Annotated in this window: 21 protein-coding genes and 1 pseudogene; 2 read left to right on the top strand and 20 right to left on the bottom strand. The window is 38.8% G+C overall.

The features are described from left to right. Window positions 1–7: 7 nt before the first annotated feature. Window positions 8–940, bottom strand: coding sequence for a DUF6427 family protein (locus tag GTK07_RS02355; RefSeq protein ID WP_163632653.1), 933 nt, complete (start codon window positions 938–940; stop codon window positions 8–10). A gap of 39 nt (window positions 941–979) precedes the next feature. Here GTK07_RS02355 and GTK07_RS02350 point away from each other — a divergent pair, with 39 nt between their 5' ends. Then, window positions 980–1,201, top strand: a complete 222-nt coding sequence (locus GTK07_RS02350; protein WP_163632651.1) for a DUF6341 family protein — start codon at window positions 980–982, stop codon at window positions 1,199–1,201. On the opposite strand, the gene purD is transcribed toward GTK07_RS02350, so the two are convergent. From purD to GTK07_RS02260, 19 genes and pseudogenes are all read right to left on the bottom strand, one after another. Then, window positions 1,190–2,467 (bottom strand): phosphoribosylamine--glycine ligase, encoded by a 1,278-nt coding sequence (gene purD / locus GTK07_RS02345; protein ID WP_163632649.1) that lies wholly within the window; start codon window positions 2,465–2,467, stop codon window positions 1,190–1,192. The genes GTK07_RS02350 and purD overlap by 12 nt on opposite strands. A 146-nt stretch (window positions 2,468–2,613) precedes the next feature. Beyond that, the gene (locus GTK07_RS02340) at window positions 2,614–3,585 is read right to left on the bottom strand and encodes a UDP-glucuronic acid decarboxylase family protein (protein ID WP_163632647.1); all 972 of its coding nucleotides are present in this window, start codon (window positions 3,583–3,585) and stop codon (window positions 2,614–2,616) included. 65 nt (window positions 3,586–3,650) lie between these two features. Next, the gene (locus GTK07_RS02335) at window positions 3,651–5,018 is read right to left on the bottom strand and encodes an exopolysaccharide biosynthesis polyprenyl glycosylphosphotransferase (RefSeq protein ID WP_163632645.1); all 1,368 of its coding nucleotides are present in this window, start codon (window positions 5,016–5,018) and stop codon (window positions 3,651–3,653) included. Further along, window positions 5,015–5,743, bottom strand: a complete 729-nt coding sequence (locus GTK07_RS02330; protein ID WP_163632643.1) for a WecB/TagA/CpsF family glycosyltransferase — start codon at window positions 5,741–5,743, stop codon at window positions 5,015–5,017. Before GTK07_RS02330 ends, GTK07_RS02335 begins: the two co-directional genes overlap by 4 nt. A 46-nt stretch (window positions 5,744–5,789) precedes the next feature. After that, a complete protein-coding gene (locus GTK07_RS02325; protein WP_163632640.1) occupies window positions 5,790–7,049 on the bottom strand; it encodes an O-antigen ligase family protein in 1,260 nt (419 codons plus the stop codon). 175 nt (window positions 7,050–7,224) lie between these two features. Next, window positions 7,225–8,490, bottom strand: a complete 1,266-nt coding sequence (locus tag GTK07_RS02320; protein WP_163632638.1) for an O-antigen ligase family protein — start codon at window positions 8,488–8,490, stop codon at window positions 7,225–7,227. A gap of 8 nt (window positions 8,491–8,498) precedes the next feature. After that, complete coding sequence (locus GTK07_RS02315) at window positions 8,499–9,623, bottom strand: hypothetical protein (RefSeq protein WP_163632636.1); 1,125 nt, start codon at window positions 9,621–9,623, stop codon at window positions 8,499–8,501. A 208-nt stretch (window positions 9,624–9,831) separates the two neighbouring features. After that, window positions 9,832–10,581 carry a glycosyltransferase family 4 protein gene (locus GTK07_RS02310; protein ID WP_235932407.1) on the bottom strand — a complete coding sequence of 250 codons (750 nt, stop codon included), beginning with the start codon at window positions 10,579–10,581 and terminating at the stop codon, window positions 9,832–9,834. Further along, window positions 10,582–10,968: pseudogene (locus tag GTK07_RS19510) on the bottom strand (glycosyltransferase); the annotation flags it as partial. Beyond that, a complete protein-coding gene (locus tag GTK07_RS02305; protein WP_163632631.1) occupies window positions 10,965–13,127 on the bottom strand; it encodes a polysaccharide pyruvyl transferase family protein in 2,163 nt (720 codons plus the stop codon). The gene GTK07_RS02305 and the pseudogene GTK07_RS19510, both read right to left, overlap by 4 nt. Window positions 13,128–13,227: 100 nt before the next feature. Next, a complete protein-coding gene (locus GTK07_RS02300; protein ID WP_163632629.1) occupies window positions 13,228–14,529 on the bottom strand; it encodes a flippase in 1,302 nt (433 codons plus the stop codon). A gap of 114 nt (window positions 14,530–14,643) precedes the next feature. Then, window positions 14,644–15,198, bottom strand: coding sequence for a dTDP-4-dehydrorhamnose 3,5-epimerase (rfbC, locus tag GTK07_RS02295; RefSeq protein ID WP_203583699.1), 555 nt, complete (start codon window positions 15,196–15,198; stop codon window positions 14,644–14,646). After that, window positions 15,195–16,064 carry a glucose-1-phosphate thymidylyltransferase RfbA gene (rfbA, locus tag GTK07_RS02290; RefSeq protein WP_163632627.1) on the bottom strand — a complete coding sequence of 290 codons (870 nt, stop codon included), beginning with the start codon at window positions 16,062–16,064 and terminating at the stop codon, window positions 15,195–15,197. Before rfbA ends, rfbC begins: the two co-directional genes overlap by 4 nt. Before the next feature lie 8 nt (window positions 16,065–16,072). Further along, a complete protein-coding gene (rfbB, locus tag GTK07_RS02285; RefSeq protein ID WP_163632625.1) occupies window positions 16,073–17,131 on the bottom strand; it encodes a dTDP-glucose 4,6-dehydratase in 1,059 nt (352 codons plus the stop codon). 59 nt (window positions 17,132–17,190) lie between these two features. After that, window positions 17,191–17,967: a dTDP-4-dehydrorhamnose reductase gene (rfbD, locus tag GTK07_RS02280; RefSeq protein ID WP_163632623.1), complete on the bottom strand. Its 777-nt coding sequence runs from the start codon at window positions 17,965–17,967 to the stop codon at window positions 17,191–17,193. Between the two features lie 74 nt (window positions 17,968–18,041). Further along, on the bottom strand, window positions 18,042–19,091 hold the full coding sequence (locus tag GTK07_RS02275; RefSeq protein ID WP_163632621.1) for a hypothetical protein: 1,050 nt from the start codon (window positions 19,089–19,091) through the stop codon (window positions 18,042–18,044). 3 nt (window positions 19,092–19,094) lie between these two features. Then, on the bottom strand, window positions 19,095–20,783 hold the full coding sequence (locus GTK07_RS02270) for a DUF6909 family protein (RefSeq protein ID WP_163632619.1): 1,689 nt from the start codon (window positions 20,781–20,783) through the stop codon (window positions 19,095–19,097). 51 nt (window positions 20,784–20,834) lie between these two features. Next, the gene (locus tag GTK07_RS02265) at window positions 20,835–22,334 is read right to left on the bottom strand and encodes a GH3 auxin-responsive promoter family protein (protein ID WP_163632617.1); all 1,500 of its coding nucleotides are present in this window, start codon (window positions 22,332–22,334) and stop codon (window positions 20,835–20,837) included. After that, window positions 22,335–23,204: a M23 family metallopeptidase gene (locus tag GTK07_RS02260; protein ID WP_163632615.1), complete on the bottom strand. Its 870-nt coding sequence runs from the start codon at window positions 23,202–23,204 to the stop codon at window positions 22,335–22,337. 165 nt (window positions 23,205–23,369) lie between these two features. Between GTK07_RS02260 and tatA the strand changes: the two genes are divergently transcribed. Further along, entirely contained in the window at window positions 23,370–23,567 is a 198-nt protein-coding gene (gene tatA / locus GTK07_RS02255) for a twin-arginine translocase TatA/TatE family subunit (RefSeq protein WP_163632613.1), read from the top strand. The last annotated feature ends 46 nt before the right edge of the window (window positions 23,568–23,613 follow it).

Below are 23,613 nucleotides of genomic sequence, written 5' to 3'. Positions count from 1 at the left end.
TTATGGCTTAACGATTAAGCTCCAAGGCAAAAAGCAGGAACGATAACAGCATGCTAAGGATCAATATCGCCTCTTGAATTTTGGTTCTCTTGATGGCCTCAAAGTAATTGGTCATGAAAATGGCCGCCGGAAAAAAAGTGATGACCACCGGGGATTCGTCCTCTGGCGTGACCAAGGTAATAAGAACCCCAAAAGCCAGCGCCAAAAACAAAATCCTTAAGTGCAACAGCTTTCCCCCGCCCACACTACGCATTCGCAGAAAGACCAAAATGGCAATAACAACCATCAAAATAAAATACACCAGTGCCTTTACGTTCAAAACCTGTAGAAAGGAGTAGGCCTCCAAAAAACTAACTGAAAACTGATAGTGTTCCTGAAAAAAATCAAGCGAATCAGTGACTTTGAGGGTGGTAAACGTTAAAACAAAAATAGTGGCCACCCCTAAAAAGGGAACCAGCCAGTTTTTAAGGGTTGTACGATCATACACATTGATTACCACGAAGACCAGTACCAAGAACACCAGTGCCCAATCATAGAACAAACTGGCCAACGCGATCAAAAGAGAAGCATCAAAAATCTTGTGCTTTACGTTTTTGATGGATTTGATGGAGAGCAAGCGCCAAAGGGCCAGCAGCAGGAACAAATTAGTGAAAATGGCATTTTTCTGTTCAAACTCTTCGGAAAAAGCGATTGCGAAAAATACAAAAAAGAGCTCGGCGTAGGAATTGAAGTCCGTTATCTTTTCAGACCTAACGATTTGGTTCATAATGACAACGAACAGGGTGAGCACCCCAAATGCAAGAAGTTCCATTGGAAAATCCTTCAAAAATTCGGTGCCGTCATGGGAGAAAACGATCCTACCGAAATAAAAAAGGAGCAATAAAAGGACAAGGACAAAATGGACAATGGGTTTTGTTTTTCCGAAAAAGCTTGAAATCATCCTATCTTTTGCTACTTTTGTAAAGTAAATATAGCCAAGATGAGCAAGTTTTTTTACGGTATAGAAGACTTATTTGTAAACTACCTTTTTGCCCCTTACGATTTCTTCCGCTTTTTGCAAAGTTGGTGGGCCTCCAACACCATGAACTGGATTTTCATGATTATTGGGTTTGTGGCCTTTGCATATTGGATGGGTCAGTTGAAAATATTCAACGACAACGGCGAGGAGGACAAGAGCATCAGCTCTCACTCATACATCTAGATCAAAACCTAAATCCTTTCGGTAATACATGCCATCAAAGTGGAGTTTCTCCATATTTTGATAGGATGTTTTTAGTGCTTCCTTGAAATCTTTTCCAAAGGAAGTAATGGCGATTACGCGACCGCCATTGGTAACGACTTTACCTTCCTGTAATTTGGTTCCCGCATGAAACACCAAGGAGCCTTCAATGTTTTCTGCCCCAGTGATTTCTTTGCCCTTTTCATACTCTTCCGGATAACCCCCGGATACGGCCATGACCGTTGTAGCCGCTCTTTCATCAATTTGAAGGTCAATTTGATCCAAAGTGCCATTGGCCATCGCCATAAGTACCTCAACCAAATCGCTTTTTAGCCTAGGAATGACCACTTCCGTCTCTGGATCTCCCATTCTTACATTATACTCGATTACTTTGGGTTCCCCATCGACCTTGATCAACCCGATGAAGATGAACCCTACATAGGGCAGATCATCCTTTTTAAGGCCTTCTACGGTAGGTTTCACGATTCTGGACTCCACCATGTCCATAAACGCCGAATTTGCAAAAGGAACAGGGGAAATCGCCCCCATGCCGCCTGTGTTGAGTCCGGTATCTCCCTCTCCTATACGTTTGTAGTCTTTTGCGGTCGGAAGGATTTTGTAGTTGGAACCATCGGTGAGCACAAAACAGCTCAGTTCGATGCCGTCCAAAAACTCTTCGATGACCACCGTGGCACTGGCAGAACCAAATTTGGAATCCAACAACATGGATTTCAATTCGGCTTTGGCTTCATCCAAATCCTTAAGGATCAAGACACCTTTACCTGCTGCCAATCCATCGGCCTTGAGTACATAGGGTGGTTTTAGGGATTCCAAAAAGGCATAGCCCTTCTCCAAAGATTCACTGGTAAAACTTTCATAGGCGGCAGTGGGAATGTTATGCCTCATCATGAACTCCTTGGCAAATTCCTTGCTGCCCTCCAAAGCTGCTGCTGCCTTTTGTGGGCCAATGACGGGAATAGATTTTAATAAGGCATCGTTCAAGAAAAAATCATGTACTCCGTTCACCAAAGGATCCTCAGGACCTACCACCACTAAATCAATGCCCTCCCTTAATACAAGTTCCTTTATACCATCAAAATCGTTTACACCGACTGGTATATTTGTGGCAATGGCAGCAATTCCAGCGTTGCCAGGAGCTACGAACAATTTTGTGGTTTTAGGACTTTGTGAGATTTTAAGGGCTATGGCATGTTCACGTCCGCCAGAACCCAGTACTAGGATGTTCATGATTCAAAGTTTTGGCAAAAGTAACCCAATTCGTTTTTAATCTAGGATTAAAATATCTTTTTAAGGTTAATCCATCTGGACACGAATGTCTCGAATAGCCCGAATTTTCATCAATCCCATATTGGAGTTCTTAGAAAGTAATGTACTTAGGATTGAAAGTCTCTGTGTGCCTGGTATAATTCGTCCTGGGAAAGGGATTTAAAGTATTCGTATACTATTTTAAGTCCTTCGAAGCGATGCACCTTGGGTTCCCATCCCAAGATTTCCCTGGCTCGGGTGATATCTGGTTGACGTTGCAAAGGGTCATCTTTAGGCAACGGTTTGAAGATGATTTTTTGGTCGGTTCCTGTCAGTTTGATGATTTCTTCGGCGAATTCCAGGATTGTAGTCTCATCAGGATTTCCAATGTTGATGGGTTCCACATAATCGCTCATCAATAAACGATAAATGCCCTCTACTTGATCATCGATATAAGTAAACGAACGGGTTTGGGAACCATCGCCAAAAACGGTTAGATCCTCACCACGGAGCGCTTGACCAATAAATGCAGGAACCACACGACCGTCGTTCAATCTCATTCGAGACCCGTAGGTGTTGAAAATGCGAACAATACGGGTGTCCAATCCATGGTGCCTGTGGTAGGCCATGGTAATGGATTCCATAAAGCGTTTGGCTTCATCGTACACTCCTCTGGGCCCTATGGGACTAACGTTTCCGTAATAGTCTTCATTTTGCGGATGTACCAGGGGGTCACCGTAAACCTCGGAGGTGGAAGCCACAAGAATCCTGGCGCTTTTTTCTTTAGCCAACCCCAATAAGTTGAGCGTGCCCAGGGACCCCACTTTAAGGGTCTGAATAGGAATCTTCAAATAATCAATTGGACTTGCTGGAGAGGCGAAATGCAGAATATAATCAAGATTCCCCGAAATGTGCACAAATTTTGACACATCATGATGGTGAAATTCAAAACGTTCCAAAGGAAAAAGATGTTCTATGTTTTTCAGGTCACCTGTTATCAGGTTATCCATTCCAATCACGTTAAATCCTTCGGCTATGAATCTGTCACAAAGGTGTGATCCGAGGAACCCCGCTGCGCCAGTAATAAGTACTCTTTTCATTTGCTAATTTATTTACTTCAAAAATAGGAATTGTTTAATCAGGTGACAACTAAACATTCTTTTTGTCAATAGGCGTTTTCTTCCCCCTTAATCACGTTAAGGGCTGTTTGAACAATTATTCGAACATCAAGCAAAAAGGACCAGTTTTCAATGTAGAACACATCATAACGTATCCTATTGACAATATCGTCCCTTGTTTCAATCCCCCCACGAAATCCTTTGCTCTGTGCAAGACCAGTTATTCCTGGTTTGACGTAGTGTCGAACCATATACTTTTTAATTTCTTCCCCATATTCTTCATTTTGTTTCCATAAATGTGGACGCGGTCCTACCACGGACATGTTTCCCATCAAAACATTAACAAATTGTGGGAGCTCATCAATACTTGTCCTCCTCAAAAAGCGTCCCAACTTGGTAACCCTAGTATCGTTTCTTGATGCAGAAACCTCGGTTGAATTATTGATTTTCATGGTACGGAATTTATAACAAGTAAATCCTTGTCCCTTATATCCCGGTCGGTTTTGAATGAAATATACCGGGCCTGGGTTATCAATATAAATAAGGATTGCAATCAGTGGTGTTAGCCATGACAACAAAAAAACATAAACCAATATGGCAAATACAATATCGAAACTTCGCTTTATAAAGGCATTAAATGGGTGATCCAAGGGTATGTCCCTAAGTGAAAGCATGGGTAAAAAATCATAGTACTCAAACTTTAATCTTTTTTGAAAAATATTCTTGTTGTCTGGAATGAATTTAAGTGTTTTGATGTTATTGTCGCAAAAGGTAATGATTTCTTGAATTTGCTTGTTTTTAAGCTCATTGATTGAGCAATAGATCTCATCTATTTTGTTTTGCAGAACAAAATCGTAAACCTTTTCCATGTTAATTGCCCCCTGTTTTACAGAAAATTGTTTTACAAATTCATATCCAAATTCTTCATGGTCCTGGAGTACCCTTATCAACTGTTCCGGTTTTTTGCCGTTTCCTAGTACAACGACCTTTCGTATATTTCTACCAAAAATTCGTCTATACTTTATAAGAAGATATCGAAAGGAAAACTTAACAACGACTATCAGGACAAAAACAATCAACAGGTAAATGCCCAAATTCCAACGGCTAACAAATTTTTCCATGAAAAAGCCGATATAGGCATATAATACAACGAAAAAAATCAGGAATTGTCTTATAAGCAAAGATCCTATATGGGTTAGCTTAGTGTATCTATAAATTTCGTAGTACTGATTAAGAACGGAGATGAATACCCACATGAACGATATGTAGATATAAAAAATCATTGGATACTTGAAATCCATGTCAAAGGGCAAAAAATACGCTGTAAGGTTGAGTATTCCCAAATCAAGCGCAAATGCAATAGACTTAATAAATTTAGAGTATCCCTTATTTGTTTTTTTGTCTATTTTGTTCATTTCTTTCTATCTCTCATAAATAGTTCATTAAGAACCATTAATCCAAATTTGGAATTCGTATAAAAATACCTCTTAAACAATCTTTTGGGGTTTTGAAGAAGCCTATACAACCACTCCAATCCCATTTGCTGAATTAACTTGTTGGGCCTTTTTTCTTCTCCAATTACCGTATTCACTGCATTACCTATTCCCAAACATACCGCATTTACACTAGATGAGTGATTCAACATCCATTTTTCCTGCTTTGGACACCCTAGGGAGACTAACAAAATATGGGTGCCGGCATTATTGATTTTGCATATGTCTTTCTTGGTTTCACCTACAGAAAGTACTCTAAACGGTGGAGATATAAGGGCCCCAATACTTAGATCGGGCATGTTTTGCTCCAAATATGACTTAAACTTTTGTAGATTGGTATTCGTATTGCCGTAAACTGACACAACCAAACCTTCTTGATCTGCCCTGTCCAAAAGTTCAGGGGTCAGGTCCATTCCCGCCAACCTAGGTTGGGAAACTTTGTTGAAATAACTGTACGCCCATTTTACAGGCATTCCATCAGTGACTGCCCAATGAGCCCCAAGAACAGCATTTTTTAGCTCCTTGTCCCTTTGAGCTTCTACCATCATGTGAACGTTTACTGCACAAAGATATGATGGAGTATGAGATTTGGCATTGTAAATGAGATCCTCGATCAATTCTGTTCTTGAAATATTGTTTAATTCCAAACCGAACAAATTCCTTTTTTGTTGCTTCATCATTCTTTTTGGTTGGTTAACCTTGGTCATCCATTCTCTGTTTGGAAGGATTTAAGCATAGAAATAATCCAAAGAAAAAAGAAAAGAAAATAATTCCTTTTTCCCGAACCAGAATTGACTCTGTTGCACCCATTATCATAAAGAACACCAGCATCAGCAATAGTAATATATTCCATTTTTTTATTGCCGTCATAACCAATAACACCAATAACACCAGAAATATCAGGAACCCTATTAATCCAAACTTTAAAAACACATCTAAATAAACATTGTGCGAGTTGAATACGGTTCCTTTGTTCTCCATTAAATATGTCAAAGATTGATAGCCCTTTTCTCGGTAACAAGTATCTAAATATTCCTGTGAATGTGATATTCCAATACCAGTCCATAAATTTTCTTTAATACCGTCAATTGAGCATTTCCATGTCCCATACCTTATGGCTAGCCCCTCATAAGATGAATTGCCTTGATAATCAAAGGAGGTATTAAAATTTAAAACATCATCTACCTTAAATTGAAAGGATTTATTTAGTGAATAATTTAAAATGAATAATGCACCAAAGGATAAAATTGAATATATCAGTAGCTTTCTCGATTTAATTGCACATATGATACCCACGCAAACAATAGTTGCCAAAATGGCTGTACCAGAACCAAGTAGAAATAAAAATATAAAAAGAAAAAGCACCTCAAAATAGTAAATATAGTTCTTCCTTTTATCTGGGTCAAAAAGTAATAACCAGCAACCAAAAACTATACTGGCCCCAACGAAAATGGAAAAATAAACAGGCTCGTGGTGCACTAGAGACCCTGAAAATTCCCTGTAGGCCAAGTTAACCATTGAGAGCGGGCTAGAAGCCCTGGTAAGTGTTTTTACAACAGCAATAGCCAAGGTGCCAACCGACAAAACAAAAACTGAATGAATAAATAATTGAAGGACCTTTCTATTTTGGGTTTCAGGAATTTTACCCGCCATTAAATAGAGCATTGCTGGCAAGTACACCACGGTGGATATCCGTGCCAAATAGGCCAGCCCGGAATAATCTGTACTGATTAAAACCTTTATTAATATAAGTGACAAAAAAGCGAGGCCAAAAACCAAAAGCATTTTTTGAATTGCCCTTAACTTGATTCTTGTTCGCTTGTTGGTTATTATGTTTTGGATGATAAAAAGAACACCCCCGGCCAATAATAGGTTAGTAAGTGCATTGCTCCAAGGAATTACAACCGCCAAACATATAAGATACCCAAACGCCAAAAATTCTTTTTCTTTCAAGATCTATGATTTAAAATATTCTGAAAACTAGATTTTATTTATGTTTTAGAGTTAATTTTTTGACTAACAACCAGAGACAAATACTACCTTAAGAATTTCAAGATTTTTTAAAAACCTATGTAATAAAAACTAAAATGGAACAATGGTTTAAATTCACAACAGTTATTAGTGTTTCTTAAGCTAATGGTATTTCTTTTCGCCTTAAACTAAATAAAAGGCCCAACATAAATGAGAAGAAAACAATTCCCTTTTCCCTTACTAACAAAGATTCTGTAATGCCGTTTATCAGAAAAAACATAATTAACAAAATCATCAATATGTTGTGATCCTTGTATGCCAATATCAGCAATATAGAAAACAACAATACCATAACCAAAAAACCTAAAAAACCTGTCTTGACAAATACATCCAAAAACATACTGTGTGAATTGAATTTTGTCCCTTGATGCTCACCAAAATACAATAAAGAACGATATGAGTTTTTTTTATAACAATCATCAAGGCATGGTTGTGCATCAGTGATACCTGTTCCAAACCAAAAATTCTCAGAAATACAACTTAACGAACAGTTCCAGGTCATATAACGAAGCGCTAGACCCTCATAGGCCCAATCACTATGATAATCAAAATCTGTATTGAACTGTACCACGTTGTCAATCCGTTTTTTAAAAGAATCATTATAACTATAATTGATTACAAAGAACAACAGACCACATCCCAAAAAGGCAAAAAATGCCTTTTTTGACTTCCAAAATGTCAAAATGGCCAAACAGACAAATGTTGCCAATATACCTGTACGAGAACCTAAAAGAAAAATAAAAGCCAATAAGAACAAAAATCCAAAGGCATAAATAACATTTAGCTTGTGCCTTTTTTGGGTAAATAGAAACAAATATGCCAAAGCAATAATGGCGAAGCCCACATAAATAGAAAAATAAATTGGTTGATGATGCACTATCACCATAGCCAAATTTTCATAGGAAATTTTACTAAAAAAGCTTCCATTGCCAGAATTCCATAAAGCCTTATATGCAGCCAATGCGAATGAGCCTATTGAAAGAAGCGTTGTTGAAGCAATGAAGGCTTCAAGTATGGTCTTCAATTTATTAACCCCCAAACTTGAGGTGTAGTGCAGTATCATCATAGGCATTAGTATAAACTCAACCATCCGTGTTGCATAATTCAGTCCTGCCCAATCATTGTTAACCACTACGGAAAGAATGAGCAATAGCATAAAAACCATCATTATTACCAAAACCGACATCGGCCACTTTGGTGAATTGGTGTTTAACGGTTTTTTTTTAATTATGGAGACTAAATAACAGGCTGCCCCTAAAAGAAAAAGTACATTGAAAAGTGCATTGCTCCATGGCATTATTACAGACATAATAATCACATAGCCAAACATATAAAAGTTAGTTCTTCCAGCTTTAGTTTCCATGTAGTTTATCAATTTTCACTGTTTAAAGGTTTATTCATTTCATACACTTTAAACAAGAGTAGAATTGGCAACATGAACTCTATGACTTCCAGATAATATACCATGGAAAACAACAAAAATGTTAATGTCAAAGTGAATTTCAAAGCAACCTTTTCTTTTTCATCTGTACAATTGGAGATAGCATTTCGGCCCATTTTCAAAAAAGCTAAAAATATAACTATGAACACCAAAAGACCATATTCCACCAATACCGATACAATACTTGAAAAGGGCTGATGTCTTGTTCCGCCCATCCACGATACCCGCGTGCTAATGCTATTGAACAAATAATATATATCCTTCTCATGATACGTAGGACGAATTTGGACATTGTCTTTTAAAAATGCGGTCTTTGAAAGATCTCCATTTAACAAAAAGGCAACTCGTGAATTATATGTTCCAGGAGATGTGCCATAAAGGAGGATTTGAGGGTCTTCAATCAATCGATGGTATACCCCGGCAAAAAAAGTTATTTTTCTAGGTGTTGAGGACGTTTCGTAGTTCCTCGCATTTTCCATTTCTTTTTCATAATCAAAATCCTTTATCAAAAATGAATTTAAAGTGTTTTGAACATAATTATAATTATGGGGATTAACTATTTTAATGACCATTGCTGCGGCATAAACCAAAAATCCCATTAACAGCATGTATTTTGCCAGTCTTATATTGAAAATGAATTTTCTAAACACCCATACTAATGCAATAATTGTCAAGACCAGACCTAGACCATAAAAACCAAGAATTGACGACACCAAAAAAAAGGTGGCTTTTTTATATTCCTTTACCGCAAAAAACCGAACGGCAAATATAATATTGAAAATGCTCAATATATGCCCACCAAGCCCTCCTGAACCATATATCCCATGAAATGAATCATCCAATACGTCCGAGCCAAGAGGTCTGATAAAAAAATTGACAAACCGTAGCCATAAAAATGTACCAAAGGCTGAGATATCGACAACGATTAAAAAAAAGGACGAAATATTCCAAAACAATTTTATGGAATTATACCCCTCCGGTCTTTTATTTGATGGCCTTGATAAAATCAAGGTTAATGATGGAAAAATCAGATACAGTGATAAAATCAAATTCATTGTCCATAAACCATTCACGACATAGGAAAATATGGACAAAACAAAAACACATAATAATGTCAATATGGATTTAACTGAAAGCCTTAAATCCATTATCCAAAAAACTAAAATGCACAATATAGGATAAACAAGAATCAATATCTTGCGTATGGCAGTAAAGCTTAATAAAAAGATCAAGCAAAACAAAATAAAAACCCCTGTCCTTCTATTAACCGACATATAAATGCTTCATAAGATTCATCAGGTTTTCCTTCCCAATGGGAAAAGAATATCTTGATTGAAATTCGATTTGAGCGTTTTCAGATAGAGGAGAAAGATCTTTTGCCTTCAGTTCACATACAATTTTTTCAAAATCTTGGAGGTCAGAATAGAGATACCCTGTTTGTTCATGCTTAATCATTGTTTCCATTGCTCCTAATTTTCTAGCAATAACGGGTACTCCGGCAGAATACGCCTCAATGATGGTCATGGGCATGCCTTCATACCAGATAGAAGGAAACAACAAATATTTTGATCTTCCCAAAAGCTCGTAGACCTTTTCCCTGTTCACGGCACCAAGTAAGGTTATATGTTGATTTTCACCTATGATTTTAGTAGCCTTTTCAAGTACAGGACCATCCCCTGCCAAAACTATTTTGAGATGGCAGCATTTTACCAATGATGGCAATACGTCTAGAATGCCCTTTTCTATTGTAAAACGACCCACAAAAAGTACATCAATATCTTTTATAACCTTTTTTAACTTAGGAGAATTGAACAAAAAATTAGGTTTTACCACACTATTAGCAAACAATTTTGGGTGCCATTCTAAATGAATGTCCTGGGCAAAAGGAGTTAAAAAAATAAACTTGTCCACTTTTTTAAAACTACCAATAAATTCATTAAACTTATAAATAATGGCCAAAACCCCTGTTTTGAAGATAGAATCTTGATATACTCCCCGAGCAACATTCTTCATCAACCCCCTAAAGGTTTTGGATTCTAAATTTAAATTGTTCTTGTAAAAAAGTGTTCCGCTAGGACACAAAAAACGATAATTGTGAAGCGTGAGCCATATTTTGGCTTTCTTTGATTTTACCCAAAAAATGGATGGCGATAAAATGAATATGAAATTATGCACGTGAATAACATCAGGGTCAAAATCCTTAACCGTTCCCTTAAGTTCCTTCCAGGACCTAAAATTGAAGATTGATAGCAGAAGGTCCGCCCATTTTAGTTGTTGGTTATTCTTTAAGAAAAGTCTAACCTCATGTCCCAATTCCGTATAGGCCCTTGCCTCTTGATCTACAACGGTATCTTCACCCCCATACTGTTTGTATTGATTGTGTACTATTAATACCTTCATTTTCCATCATTCAAAAAGGCCACAATTCTTTTTGGGTCCAGGGTCATGATATTTCCATAGTTTGGATCATTGAATGAATCAAAAAGTCCTGCAACCTTGCCCTTTTCCCCAGCTGTATAATCAATACCATAGACAGGAATATTCATGCTTTTCATAAATATACAGGCATGAAACCTCATACAGATGCCCATGTCAAAATTGGCAAGTAGGTAGAGCATGTCCCTGGCATCCAATTCCCGATCAAAAAGATGATAATTCTTTATTGCCTCCCTTTTGCACAAGTCTTTCAATACCAAGGCTGGTTCCATGTCTGAAAAACCATAATGGTCTGTATTGAAGGGAACAGAAACAAACTGGTAAGAATCTCCAGCCATTTTTAAGGTTTCAAAAATCTTTAGAATTACCTCTTCATCTAGTTCATCCGAAGATTTGTTTGACTTGTTGTACTTGTCCCAAAGAGGGCGAAGATTTACCAATACCAGCTTTTGGTTTTCTTTTTTGATCTTCTTTAAAAAGTCATCTATTTTAAAGCGACTCCAAGACCAGTCTAACTTGGATTTAGTTTTTTGGGAATACAGATAATCAAAGGCTGGGTCTTGATTTACAGTGTGCTGAGATCCCAATGATGAATATTTATCCCGCATTTCAACTTCTGAAGCGCTGTTCAAAACTTGGTGGGCCTTTTTTAACGAATATCTTGTTTTAAAAGGGCCCCAACCACAACCGGTAACATAAAATGGAATCCCTTTTTTGGTAAATGCCTTAATTGTCAGTAGATGTTCAAAAAGATCAACGGGCATTTCCATAATTGGGCCGCCTGCCCAAACCAATTTATCGTTCTTTGAAACTTTTATATTGTTGAGGACCTTGTAATCCTTAACTTGGATATCTGAACCAATTTCCAAATCAAGACCCTTCACCCAAAATTGAGTCCGGTCAGCCCTTTTACTGTAGACAACAATGTTGTTCAGCGTAGGGTCTTTTTTCCAATGTCGCAATAGAACACCTCCCAATATCGCCGAATCTCCAACATGCTCTCCTCCATAGGCGCCAATTACATGAAGTGTTTTTTTGTTTTCGGTAAGATCAAGGATTACATTTCTTTTGATAAACCCAATTGAAGCGCTAATATTTTTAAGTCCAAAACTGAACAATTCTTTAAATTTAATGAATTTTGAAAGCTTGGGGGACAATACCTCCTTAACCACTTGAAGTGGACTCCAAGAACCTGTTTGGTCATGTATACAATTGGGGCAAACCTGAGATAAAAGCTGATCCAACTGATTTTTGGATTCTTTGGAGAAATATATTTTTGAAGGACTTTCCTTTCTGCAATTGCCTAGGGGCTTTTCATCAATCGAACAGTGGAACATTTCTCCATGAGCAGAAATTAGCACACCATTATACTGAAAATGGCAAGGCGCCCCTCTTTTGGTTCCCTTAACCAACCTTTTAACCAAATCTTTGTAAAAAAGTCTGCGTCCGGGATTCCCAGTGGCCTCATTTAGGGATTTTGATTGTAAGAAGTCAGCAAAAAATGAATCTTCGTTATTACTGGTAAAATACTCATCCGTAATAGATTCGTTATATAAACGGTTTATACTTGTTGCCTTTCTAAAAATCAATTCAATATTGTTTTCTTTGGCAAAGTGCAGCACTTCATTTATTCCGTAAACATTGTGCTTAGAAACCGTGCACTGAATCTGTAATGGGCAATTGTTTTTTTTGGCTACGGCAATTGATTTCAATACCTTTTTCCATCCTCCTTCTATTCTTCTGACCTCTTCGTGTAATTCACCAATACCATCTACACTAATATTGAGTTTGAAAAGAACATTTTTTTTTTGGCACTTCTTCAGAATTTCCGGCAACATTCTTTCCCATTTTGACGGGTGAAAACCATGGGAAGTAATTGAAAGGCTTTCCAACTTTGGCAAGGATTCCAAAATTGCATCAACACAATCGAGCAAATCGTTTCGCAATGTGGGTTCCCCTCCTGAAATTCCCAAGTGCTTGACGTTTGCAAAAAGTTGATCTGAAAAGATATCCGCAATTTCTTTAGGCAGCAACTCATTTTCAGACTTGTCTTTCCAAACATTGCACATCTGACATTTGGAGTTGCAATTGTCAGTGATTGGAAAATTGACATGTGTGGGCATTGTATACCTTTTTTTGTAGGTGCCCTGAGTAATATAATACTGTAATAAGTAATTTAAAGTTTTCTTTATTGCCATTATTTGACGATTCTTTAGCGGCTTTTTAAGCTTGTTTACTTGACTTGATTATTGCAAAGATACCTGTAAGTTGCAAGATTATAAGTGGTCTTAAGTCTTTGAAGAAAATATTTGACCCGTATGAGGCCATAAAATAAGAAATCAAAGTTGCTATTGCTGCACCTTTAAGTCCATATTCTGGTATCAAAACAATATTGAGGGATATGTTTACAATTAAACCAATCAACCCTCTAATAAATATTAAATCATTCCGTTCAATGACCAATAAAAACTTACTGCTACTTACCTGCCACCCCATAAATACAAGTGACCAAGCATATATTTTTAGAACTTCTGATGAATTTTCATATACAGGTCCGAAAATCAATTCAATGATGTTGTCTGAAAAGAAGTAAATCAACAAAGATGTCAGGAAGCAAATCAAAGTAACTATTCCATAAAGCTTTTTTAACATGACCTCTCTTTGTTCCTTCCTGTTTTTAATCTCTATTATTCGCGGGAAAAAAACACTTGAGATGATTACAGGAACCGCATAGACCATTTCGGTAATCCGTGAAGCAGCGGAATATATGCCCACACTGGCATTGTCCATAAAATATCCAATTAGAACTTGGTCTACCTTTAGGTATAGTATAACTACCATAGCGGACAACATCAACGGCAATCCTTTGACGAACAATTCATTGGAAACTGCTCTATTCAATTTTATCCGTAACGAACCAATCTTAATGTTGCTAATCCAATAAGAGACATACAGAAAAATCGCATATTCCAAAATAAAGGTCAATGCAAAATAAATTATGGTAAGGTTAAACTGAATACACAAAATCCTTGCTGCCGAACCTAAGGTCAACGCAATGTTCCTTGACAAAACAGTGTCTCTGTTTTGAAGTTGGGCCTCATTGTCATAGACAAATACATTTATGTTGAGAATGATCTGGGACAAGAAAAGTATCCCGACCGCAAGTAAATAATCTCTTTCAATGTTAATTCCAACCATTACATAAATGATAATAAACAATGCAGCTGTAATCAAACCACCTAGGAGTCTAATTGCCATTGCGTTTATAATCGTCAATGTCCTAAGAATTGGACGCTCCTTTATCAATTTAACAATTATAAAATTCATCCCAAACGATGAAATGGCGGGAATAATTGAAGAAAATGCCATTAAGTAATTCCAAACACCGAATATTTGTTTTCCAAAATAGTTGGCAATCCAAGAATATACAAACAGTGTTAAAATTGCCCCATATCCTTTATCAAAAAAAAGCCAGCCGACATTTGAAATTAAACGCCAATTATCTTGATCAACAAATTTTGACAACCTCTTATTCATTTTGCCTAAAGTAGCTGTAAATTGAATTCACAAAAAATGTAAGAATAAAACCTTGGGAACGAAGAAAATGTTTCTGGCCAAATCAAACAAGGTAAAATCATTTCATTTCTTGAACCGAAATACTTCAAAACTGGATAATTGACTGTCCTTATGTGAAATAGATAATTCAACGGATTCAATGTCCCAATCAATTGAAAGTTCATTATCATCAAACCTAATACCCCCCTCCATGTCCCTGAAATAATAATTATCACACTTATAAAGAACCTGTGCAGACTCACTCAAAGTCAAAAATCCATGGGCAAAACCCCTTGGTATAAATAGCTGCCTTTTGTTCTCACTATCAAGTTCCATTGAAAGATGTTGGCCAAAGGTAGCGGAGTCTTTCCGCAGGTCTACCACAACGTCCTGGATTCTTCCTTGCAATACCGAAACCAATTTGGCTTGGGCATGATGACCTTTCTGGAAATGCAACCCCCTGAGCACTCCTTTTTTTGAAAGCGAATGGTTGTCCTGCACAAAGGTTATTTCCTGACCTATGGCATTACAAAAATCATTTTGGTTAAAGCTTTCAAAAAAATAACCCCTTTCATCTTCATGGATGATGGGCTCCAGAACGAAACAGCCTTTGAGTTTGGTTTCCGTTACCTTGATCATAGTTCCTTGTTCAAAATGCCCAACAGCCTTTTGCCATAACCACTATTCATTAAGGGTTCTGCTAACTGTTTAAATTGTTTTTTGTCAATATATCCCATTTCGTAAGCGGCCACTTCAATGGACCCAATGATCATGTCTTGCCGTTCTTCCAACACCTCAACAAACTGCGATGCCTGCATCAATGCCTGGAACGTTCCGGTATCCAGCCAGGCTGTTCCACGGTCCAAAATGCTTACATGGAGCTTTTCTCTTTTCAAATATTCCTTGTTCACATCGGTAATCTCCAGTTCCCCCCTTTTACTGGGTTTTATATTTTTCGCAATGGCAACCACCTCATTGTCATAAAAATAAATACCCGGCACCACATAGTTGGATTTGGGTTTTTCCGGTTTCTCTTCTATACTTATGGCTTTCCCTTCCTCATCAAACTCCACCACTCCATAACGTTGTGGGTCGTTTACTCGATACGCATAGATGATACCCCCATTAGGGTCATTGTTCGCCTGTAACAGTTTTGATAGGCCGGTGCCATAAAAAATATTGTCCCCAAGGATAAGGGCCACTTTATCCTTCCCTATAAAATCCTCACCAATAATAAAAGCTTCTGCAAGACCATTTGGTTCTGGTTGCACAGCATAGGAAAAACTACAGCCATATCTTTTTCCATCCCCTAAAAGCTCCTCAAAAAGTGGTAGGTCTTTTGGGGTAGAAATAATCAATATTTCCCTAATTCCCGAGTACAGTAATGTGGACAAGGGATAATAGATCATAGGTTTGTCATAAATGGGCATCAACTGTTTGCTCACCGAAAGGGTCAGCGGGTGCAACCTACTGCCTGTTCCTCCTGCCAAGATGATTCCCTTCATATATTGCTTTAAGATTGATATTGGGTTTTATAATACTCTTTATAATCTCCCGAGGTAACATGATCTAACCACTCGTGATTCACCAAATACCAATCGATCGTTTTTTCCAATCCCTCTTGAAACGTAACAGAGGGTTTCCATCCAAGTTCCTTATTTATTTTGCCTGCATCGATGGCATATCGGACATCATGTCCGGGGCGGTCTTTCACAAAAGTGATCAGTTTTTCCGAAGCCCCTGCTTTTCTATCAAGCTTTTTGTCCATTAGTCTGCATAACAACCTGGCCAAGTCAATATTCTTCCACTCGTTAAAGCCTCCAATATTATAGGTCTCCCCTATCCTGGCCTGATGAAAAATCAGGTCCATGGCCATGGCGTGGTCTTCCACATAGAGCCAATCCCTGGTATAGTTGCCATCACCGTACAGGGGCAATGGTTTGTCTTGGATAATATTATTGATGAAAAGCGGTATCAGCTTTTCTGGAAATTGATTGGGCCCATAGTTATTGGAACAATTGGAGATAACAAAGGGCAATCCATACGTTTCTCCATAGGCCCTCACAAAATGATCGGAACTTGCCTTGGATGCCGAGTAGGGAGAATTGGGACTATACGGGGTATCCTCTGTAAAATGCCCATCAATGCCCAATGAGCCATACACCTCATCTGTGCTGATATGATAAAATAAAAACTTTGGCTTTTCCTTATAAATGGACAAGGATGCGTTCAACAGGTTTACGGTCCCCAGAATATTCGTTTTTACAAAAGAAAGTGGATCGGTTATGGAACGATCCACATGAGATTCCGCGGCCAAATGAATGACGCCTTCAAATTTGAGTTCTAAAAAGAGCGTTTCAACGAAGAAAGCATCGGTAATGTCCCCTTTTAGAAATGTATAGTTTGGGGCGGATTCTATATCCTTTAGGTTTTCGAGATTCCCGGCATAGGTCAGGGCATCCAAATTGTAGATATGGTAGTTTTGATAGGATTGAACGAAGCGTCTCACCACATGGGAACCAATGAAACCAGCCCCTCCCGTTATTAAAATGTTTTTTTGGTTCTTTCCCATTAAAGCATTTTTACGCCTGAATAACATGCCTTCTTTACTTTAAAAGGCAATTCATTTCTTCAACCAAGTACGCTGTTCTTTGGTCTTTTTGCGAAAGTACGATAATTCCTATCCAAAACAAGATTGACCTTGCCGCTTAAGCCATTTTCTTCCAATATCTGTTGCGCAAAACCATACCAGGTAGTGGGTTGACCATCGGAAAAATGATATGTGCCAAATGGAGTTTTTCCAGTTAAGATCTCCTCATTTATAAACCTTGACAAAGCCTCAGTGTTGGTTGGGCGCCCCATTTGGTCATCGGTCACCCTTAATTCCTTTCCTTCCAAAGCATTTTTTAAAATGGTTCTATAGAAATTGTGGCCAAACTTTTTACTGTATAACCATGAGGTTCTTATAATGTAATGGTCTGTTAAAATTTCCCTGATATATTCTTCCCCTTTTAGTTTCGATTTGCCATATTCATTGATGGGGTTTGTTTTGTCCTGAACGGTATAGGATTCCGTTTTTTCACCATCAAATACATAATCCGTAGAAAGGTGGATCAATGTAATTTGATGTTCTTTGCAAAGTAATGCCAAATTTTTGACTCCCTCTGCATTTACATCATATGCTATTTCCGGAGTTATTTCAGCTTGTTCCACATTGGTAAAGGCCGCGCAGTTGATGCATATATCATATTGGCCCAAGGACAATAGTTTATCCAAATTTTCCTTGTTGGTAATGTCCGATTCCTTAGAAGTCTTAAAATCGAATTGAAAACCTTTCCATAGAGGAGACAAGTCCATAAGGGTTTTGCCCAATTGTCCACCTGCACCCGTTACAATGACCTTTTTCATGTGGCAAGTTTAAGCCATTCATTTGGAAATGGAATGGAATAATTGGGAATAAAGACATATGAAAAGGCGTGATATCATGCCTTGTTATATGTTTTCAAATAATTGTTAAGCTCCAGTAATGCCAATACAAATATCACTAGGCCCAATAAAACCAAAGGGAGTATAAACTTATAACTGTTCCACACTCCTTTTAGCTCTACGCCCCTAGTTGGAAAATCGCTGATTACGTTGATAATGGAGGATTTATTCGCCCTTTCTCTGTTCAAATCGACCAAACGCTGTTTTAAGACATCTCGCTCTTGAATTAAAGCCAATTCTTTATTTTGGGATTCACCATTATCGGCCAAGTTTATATTGGTCCCTTGCATTGGCTTATCAGCCTCCTTAACCATTACGGTTTTGTAAAGTTTTTGAAGTGAATCTATCTCAACCAACTGTTGCCTGTAAATGGAATCCTGTAAGGCAAGGTTTTCGTCATTGATTCTTTTTTGAAGCTTAAAATACCCATTGACCGAAATGGAACCCAGAATAGCGGGTTGGGTTTTCTTGGCGACGCGATTATCGGTACTGATCAAGGATATTTGATGAAACCTCGCATCCAAGGAATTGAAGTTTTTCAGATAGTTTTCAAAATCTATGGTTTTGATAGTCGTGGTATCCAACTCCCTTACAAACTCATCGAACAATTTGATCTTTTGGTTCTCATCCGAATAGGAATCAGCAAAGACTTCTTTAATACTTGCTGCTTCATGTTCGGTAATGTTAAGGGCAGTGGCCAAAGCAACCGAGTCTTGGGCCTCTGCCAGGTCATTGTAAAAGGCAATGTTATTGTACAGCTGCTGAACACTATTGAAGTTCGGCTCCACCACCATTTTGGAGATATATTTTTCGGGAAGAATCTTGTCCAAGACATAGCCGCCAATACCTCCTAGAATCAGAGCACTCCCAATTACGATGATATTTTTTTGAATAAACAAAAGGAATAAAATCAATACGTGGAAAATGCCCTTGAAAATGTTTCCAATAAAATTGAAGAACTTTTGAAAGCCCCTTCCTATCATTTGAAACAATTGTCCCAAGTCTACTTCATCCGAAGAACCTTGCTGTATCGGTTGATCTGCCATAGCTTATGAATTGAATATCTGTTTTAAAATCCTGTCCGTAATCAAATATGTTGGTTTTACCCCTGTAGTGCCCAATCCGCCAGATGCCAAAGTACTTCCCGTTTCCAGGGGATTGTCCGAGGCATAATAGGCGTATCTTACCTTTACGTCTTTTTTAATGCTTTTTCTGATCCTTGATGCCGATTGAATGGCCTTTTGGTAATGAACGCCTTCCATTTCCAATCCAATTACATTCCATGTGGATTCATGAAAGAACTTGAGCACGTCCTTATTCTGCAATGAGGTTCCCAAAACGGTCACCATGGTGCCTTCCAAAACTTTCAATCCATTCCCCTCAAAATCGGAAGCACTCAATTCATTGTTGAAAGGATAGTTATCCGCCGTTCCTTCAAAAATATGTGCTGTGGGAATCATCAAATCTCCTTTGCCTCCTTCCAAAATACCAGCTTTGCCCATAATGGACAAGGAATCCACGTTCAAAAAATACTTCTGGCCATCTTCTTCCAACGGCTTCAACAATTCGTCAATGGTTTCGTAAGCCTGCTCACCAAAGGCATAGTCCATCACAAATATAACGGGTTTTTGCTCCGATGGCATATTTTTGGGCAAATCATAGCAACAGGTATCCTTGCCAAATTTGGCCGTATCAAAAATTTGAATGTCAATATTGGTTCCCGATCGGTCGTCCATAAAGATCATCCCATTCTTTTCGGCAACGTTCTTTACCTTTTCATTGAGCTTTTTGTGCTTCTCGGAACTCAAGGCCTCATAAATCTTGAGGGAATTACTGTCAGGGAACTCCTTGGCCAAAGCCTTTTTCGCGAAAAGGGAATTCATGATGCTGTGCATGTTGGCGCTGATGATATGCAACGGCCTTTCCAGCAGACCATTTTCCTTAAGGGTCTGTTTTATGGTCTGGGCCCATTTTTCCCCATGGAGGTGGTGTCCTAAACGCTCCCTTAACAAAGGACTGAAAGTGATGGTCCTTTTATTGCCCGTGGTTTCTTCTTCCAAGGCCAATTTGCCCAACCAATAGATTACGTTCAGGAACCGATCGGGATCTTCCGGGGTCTTTAACTTATTGTGAATGTCCCCAACCTCATCAAATGTTCTTCCCAGAATATTGGCAGTATGGATCATGGCCACTTCGCGCTCATCATCACTCTTTTCATCACTCAAAACAAACTCGGTAAGTTTGTCCCAATCGCGGATAGTGGCATTTCCGCCATCAACCAGTACCCGTTTGCAAATTTTTCCGGATTCGATGAACAAAAAGGTAAGGTGGGTCAAAATATCATAAATGTCGCTCCTGCCCCGTGTAATTTCAATGTTCATCTGCTCGTCATCAATACGATAACAGTTTCTTCGTCTTTTGGGTGGAACAATAGGTTTTATATGTGATTTTGAAAATCCTTCGTCTGAGGTTAGGTTGATGAAACGACATTCCTCGATCCCTTCCGGTAGTCGTTCCAAAACATAGATCAAACCGTTGAGTTCTGCCTTGTCCTCGGCAATGGTCCCATAAATTTCGGGGCGTAAAAGTAGTAGTGCACTCCTAAGGGCATTGCCCGATACGCCGGAAGGCTTGTAAAAACCCCTGTTGAGCAAATGCCGCATGGTGATGTACAATCGCTCAATAGCATTGGTGGATTCCTGTGCCCTTGTGGTCTGTTTTACTTCTGTTGCCATCATTACTTCTTGGCAAAAATAAACGAATTCCTACGAAAGTAAGTCCGTATGTCCTCAACTAATTTTGAAAGCTTCCAGACCATCGGCTACTTTTCGGTCGTTGGAAAGACGTTGAACCTTGTTCTGACCGCCCAATTTACCAATAGTTTTCATATAGTCTTGAAAGCCACCGGGTTTGATCTTGGTAATCTTTAAGGGCTGAAGAATATTACCTACAATCAAATCGTAGTAGTAGCTGTTCTGCTTTTTCATACTTTCCTCAATGATCGTGACAAATTTGGGCATATCCGAAGGTACGCGCTCAAACTCTATAAACCATTCATGATAGGGAAGCTCCTCATTACTTGGATTGATCTGTGGGGCAACGGTAAATTCGTTTACCAAGGCATCGGTTCCATCAACCGCAAGCTTCATAGCTTCCTCAACCTCTTTGGCAATCACATGTTCACCAAATGCGGAAATAAAATGTTTGATCCTTCCCGATACAATGATCTTGTATGGATTTTTGGAAATAAACTGAACGGTATCCCCTAGGTTGTAGGCCCATAATCCGGCATTGGTGGATATAATCATGGCGTAGTCCACATCCAGTTCCACTTCGGAAATGGTCAACCGTTTTGGGTTTTCATCAAAAAATGTATCGGCCTTGATGAATTCATAAAAAATGCCAGAATCCAACAAAAGGAGCATCCCTTTTTCTTTTTGGGAATCTTGGTACGCAAAAAACCCTTCACTGGCCGGAAAGAGTTCAATACTGTCCACTTTTCTTCCAATCAAATTTTCGAATTTGGCGCGATACGGTTCATAATTTACCCCGCCGTAAATGAACAATTGAAATCCTTTAAAAAGCTCTCCTACCTTTTTGCCTGACTTGGCTTGGAGCTTTTCAAAATACATCTGCACCCATGAGGGTATGCCCGCGATAACGGACATGTTCTGGGTTTCGGTCTCTTCAACGATTTTGTCCACCTTCGTTTCCCAATCCTCAATGCAGTTGGTCTCCCAACTGGGCAACCGGTTCCTTTGCAGATAATTGGGGACATAATGGGCCGAAATTCCGGAAAGCCTTCCAAACTTAATGCCTCCCTTTTCCTCAAGCTCAGGGCTGCCTTGTAAAAATATCATCTTGCCATCCACAAAATCGGCATTACCCGTCTCGTGAATATAATGTAGGATGGCATTTCGCGATGCTTCCACCTGGTATTGTATGGAAACCTTGGTAATGGGAATATATTTTGCTCCCGAAGTGGTTCCGGAAGTTTTAGCAAAATAAAGAGGTTTACCTGGCCAAAGAACATCTTCTCCCCCTGCGATTATTTTGTTGATGTAATCCTTTATTTCCTCATAGTCACGAATGGGTACCCGTTGAACAAAATCTTCATGGGATCGGATGTTGGAAAAATCGTGGTCTTTTCCAAAGACAGTGCTTTGGGCCGAAGATACCAATTCCCTAAAAACCTTTTTTTGGGTTTGCACGGGGTTGGCCACCCATTTTTGGGTCCTCATGGCCACCCTATTGGCAAAAATCTTTGCGGCAAATGCTTTTAATGACATTTAATTGAAGTCCATATAGTTTTGGGGATTCACGGGTTTTCCTTTTCTCCAGAGCTCAAAATGTAGATGCGGCCCCGTGGTAAGCTCACCTGTGTTTCCTATAGATGCTATTACTTCGCCGGCCTTTACCAGATCTCCCTGTGATTTGCTCAAAGAGCCATTGTGTTTGTAAACCGAAGTAAAACCATCTTGGTGTTCAATGATGATCACATAGCCCGTTTCCGAGGTCCACTCAGCAAAGAGAACCGTACCATCGGCAATGGATTTTACCGGAGTATCTTTTGGTGCCACCAAATCAACGGCATAATGCTTGGTCTTGGGGTCGAACCCTTGGGACATTGTACCAGTAATTGGCGCAAAAAGTAAGGTTCCCAAATTTTCCACATTTCTTTCAAATAGGTTGTACTTGTCTTCCAACTCCACTTCTTCACGCAACAACAGATCTTCACGAATGGGCGTAAGATCTACGGATGCCGGATCCAATTTGTATTTCTCAAAAAGGGAGTCCCGGTTCTGTTGGTTGTTCTCCACATCGCCACGCAGTACCTTGCGGACATTGTCCAAATACCGATTGGTATAGTTAAGGACCGTCACCAAGGAATCTGTTTTGTAGGTGAGCTCTGTGGCCTGGCGCTTTAACTTGGTAGAGGAATACCCCGGTATATATTCTCGGAGAGGGGTAAAGGCAATGATAAGGGTGGTCAATCCAATCAGTACAATGATGAACAACGTGCCTGTTACAAAAACATTGAGCCTGCTGAGTTTGAACGATATCTTTTCCTCAAAAGTGCTTTCATTGAGGATCACCAAGCGGTACTTATGCAATAGTTTCCGTTTGATCTCTTTTCTTTTCTTCTGCTCCTTTGCCATATGCAACAAAGATAATCTTAGATTTTAATATTGGTGTTAAGCTTTTTAAAAAGCCCACTCAAATACAACCCGTTCAGAATGATGCATTTGCTAATTTTCGTTAATTGAGCGCGCTCTTCCAGTTCTTTTTACTACTTTTATCATTCAATTAAAGGTTTTGATGTTATGATTGCTCAAACAATATTTCTTGGTGTACTTGGTCCATGGCAGATTGTGTTGATCGTTGCGGTGGTGCTTTTGCTTTTTGGAGGCAAGAAAATCCCAGAACTGATGAGGGGACTTGGTAGCGGTATCAAAGAATTCAAGGATGCCTCCAAAGAAGAGGACAAATTGGGTAGCGAAAGCAAGGAATCTAAGTCCTAACGCCCATCCTTTTTGGATTTTGTGCCCGAATTGCCCTTTAACTCAA

The organism is Flagellimonas sediminis, from assembly GCF_010500845.1.
Lineage (GTDB): Bacteria > Bacteroidota > Bacteroidia > Flavobacteriales > Flavobacteriaceae > Flagellimonas > Flagellimonas sediminis.
Note: the sequence above shows the minus strand (reverse complement) of the source record. Positions and strands in the feature narration are given on the sequence as shown.

Coding starts and splice junctions, on each gene's coding strand:
- GTK07_RS02355 (WP_163632653.1), bottom strand. CDS start 940: ATGATTTCAAGCTTTTTCGGAAAAACAAAACCCATTGTCCATTTTGTC.
- GTK07_RS02350 (WP_163632651.1), top strand. CDS start 980: ATGAGCAAGTTTTTTTACGGTATAGAAGACTTATTTGTAAACTACCTT.
- purD (WP_163632649.1), bottom strand. CDS start 2,467: ATGAACATCCTAGTACTGGGTTCTGGCGGACGTGAACATGCCATAGCC.
- GTK07_RS02340 (WP_163632647.1), bottom strand. CDS start 3,585: ATGAAAAGAGTACTTATTACTGGCGCAGCGGGGTTCCTCGGATCACAC.
- GTK07_RS02335 (WP_163632645.1), bottom strand. CDS start 5,018: ATGAACAAAATAGACAAAAAAACAAATAAGGGATACTCTAAATTTATT.
- GTK07_RS02320 (WP_163632638.1), bottom strand. CDS start 8,490: ATGGAAACTAAAGCTGGAAGAACTAACTTTTATATGTTTGGCTATGTG.
- GTK07_RS02315 (WP_163632636.1), bottom strand. CDS start 9,623: ATGAATTTGATTTTATCACTGTATCTGATTTTTCCATCATTAACCTTG.
- GTK07_RS02310 (WP_235932407.1), bottom strand. CDS start 10,581: ATGAAGAATGTTGCTCGGGGAGTATATCAAGATTCTATCTTCAAAACA.
- GTK07_RS02305 (WP_163632631.1), bottom strand. CDS start 13,127: ATGCCCACACATGTCAATTTTCCAATCACTGACAATTGCAACTCCAAA.
- rfbC (WP_203583699.1), bottom strand. CDS start 15,198: ATGATCAAGGTAACGGAAACCAAACTCAAAGGCTGTTTCGTTCTGGAG.
- rfbA (WP_163632627.1), bottom strand. CDS start 16,064: ATGAAGGGAATCATCTTGGCAGGAGGAACAGGCAGTAGGTTGCACCCG.
- rfbB (WP_163632625.1), bottom strand. CDS start 17,131: ATGGGAAAGAACCAAAAAAACATTTTAATAACGGGAGGGGCTGGTTTC.
- rfbD (WP_163632623.1), bottom strand. CDS start 17,967: ATGAAAAAGGTCATTGTAACGGGTGCAGGTGGACAATTGGGCAAAACC.
- GTK07_RS02275 (WP_163632621.1), bottom strand. CDS start 19,091: ATGGCAGATCAACCGATACAGCAAGGTTCTTCGGATGAAGTAGACTTG.
- GTK07_RS02270 (WP_163632619.1), bottom strand. CDS start 20,783: ATGATGGCAACAGAAGTAAAACAGACCACAAGGGCACAGGAATCCACC.
- GTK07_RS02265 (WP_163632617.1), bottom strand. CDS start 22,334: ATGTCATTAAAAGCATTTGCCGCAAAGATTTTTGCCAATAGGGTGGCC.
- GTK07_RS02260 (WP_163632615.1), bottom strand. CDS start 23,204: ATGGCAAAGGAGCAGAAGAAAAGAAAAGAGATCAAACGGAAACTATTG.
- tatA (WP_163632613.1), top strand. CDS start 23,370: ATGATTGCTCAAACAATATTTCTTGGTGTACTTGGTCCATGGCAGATT.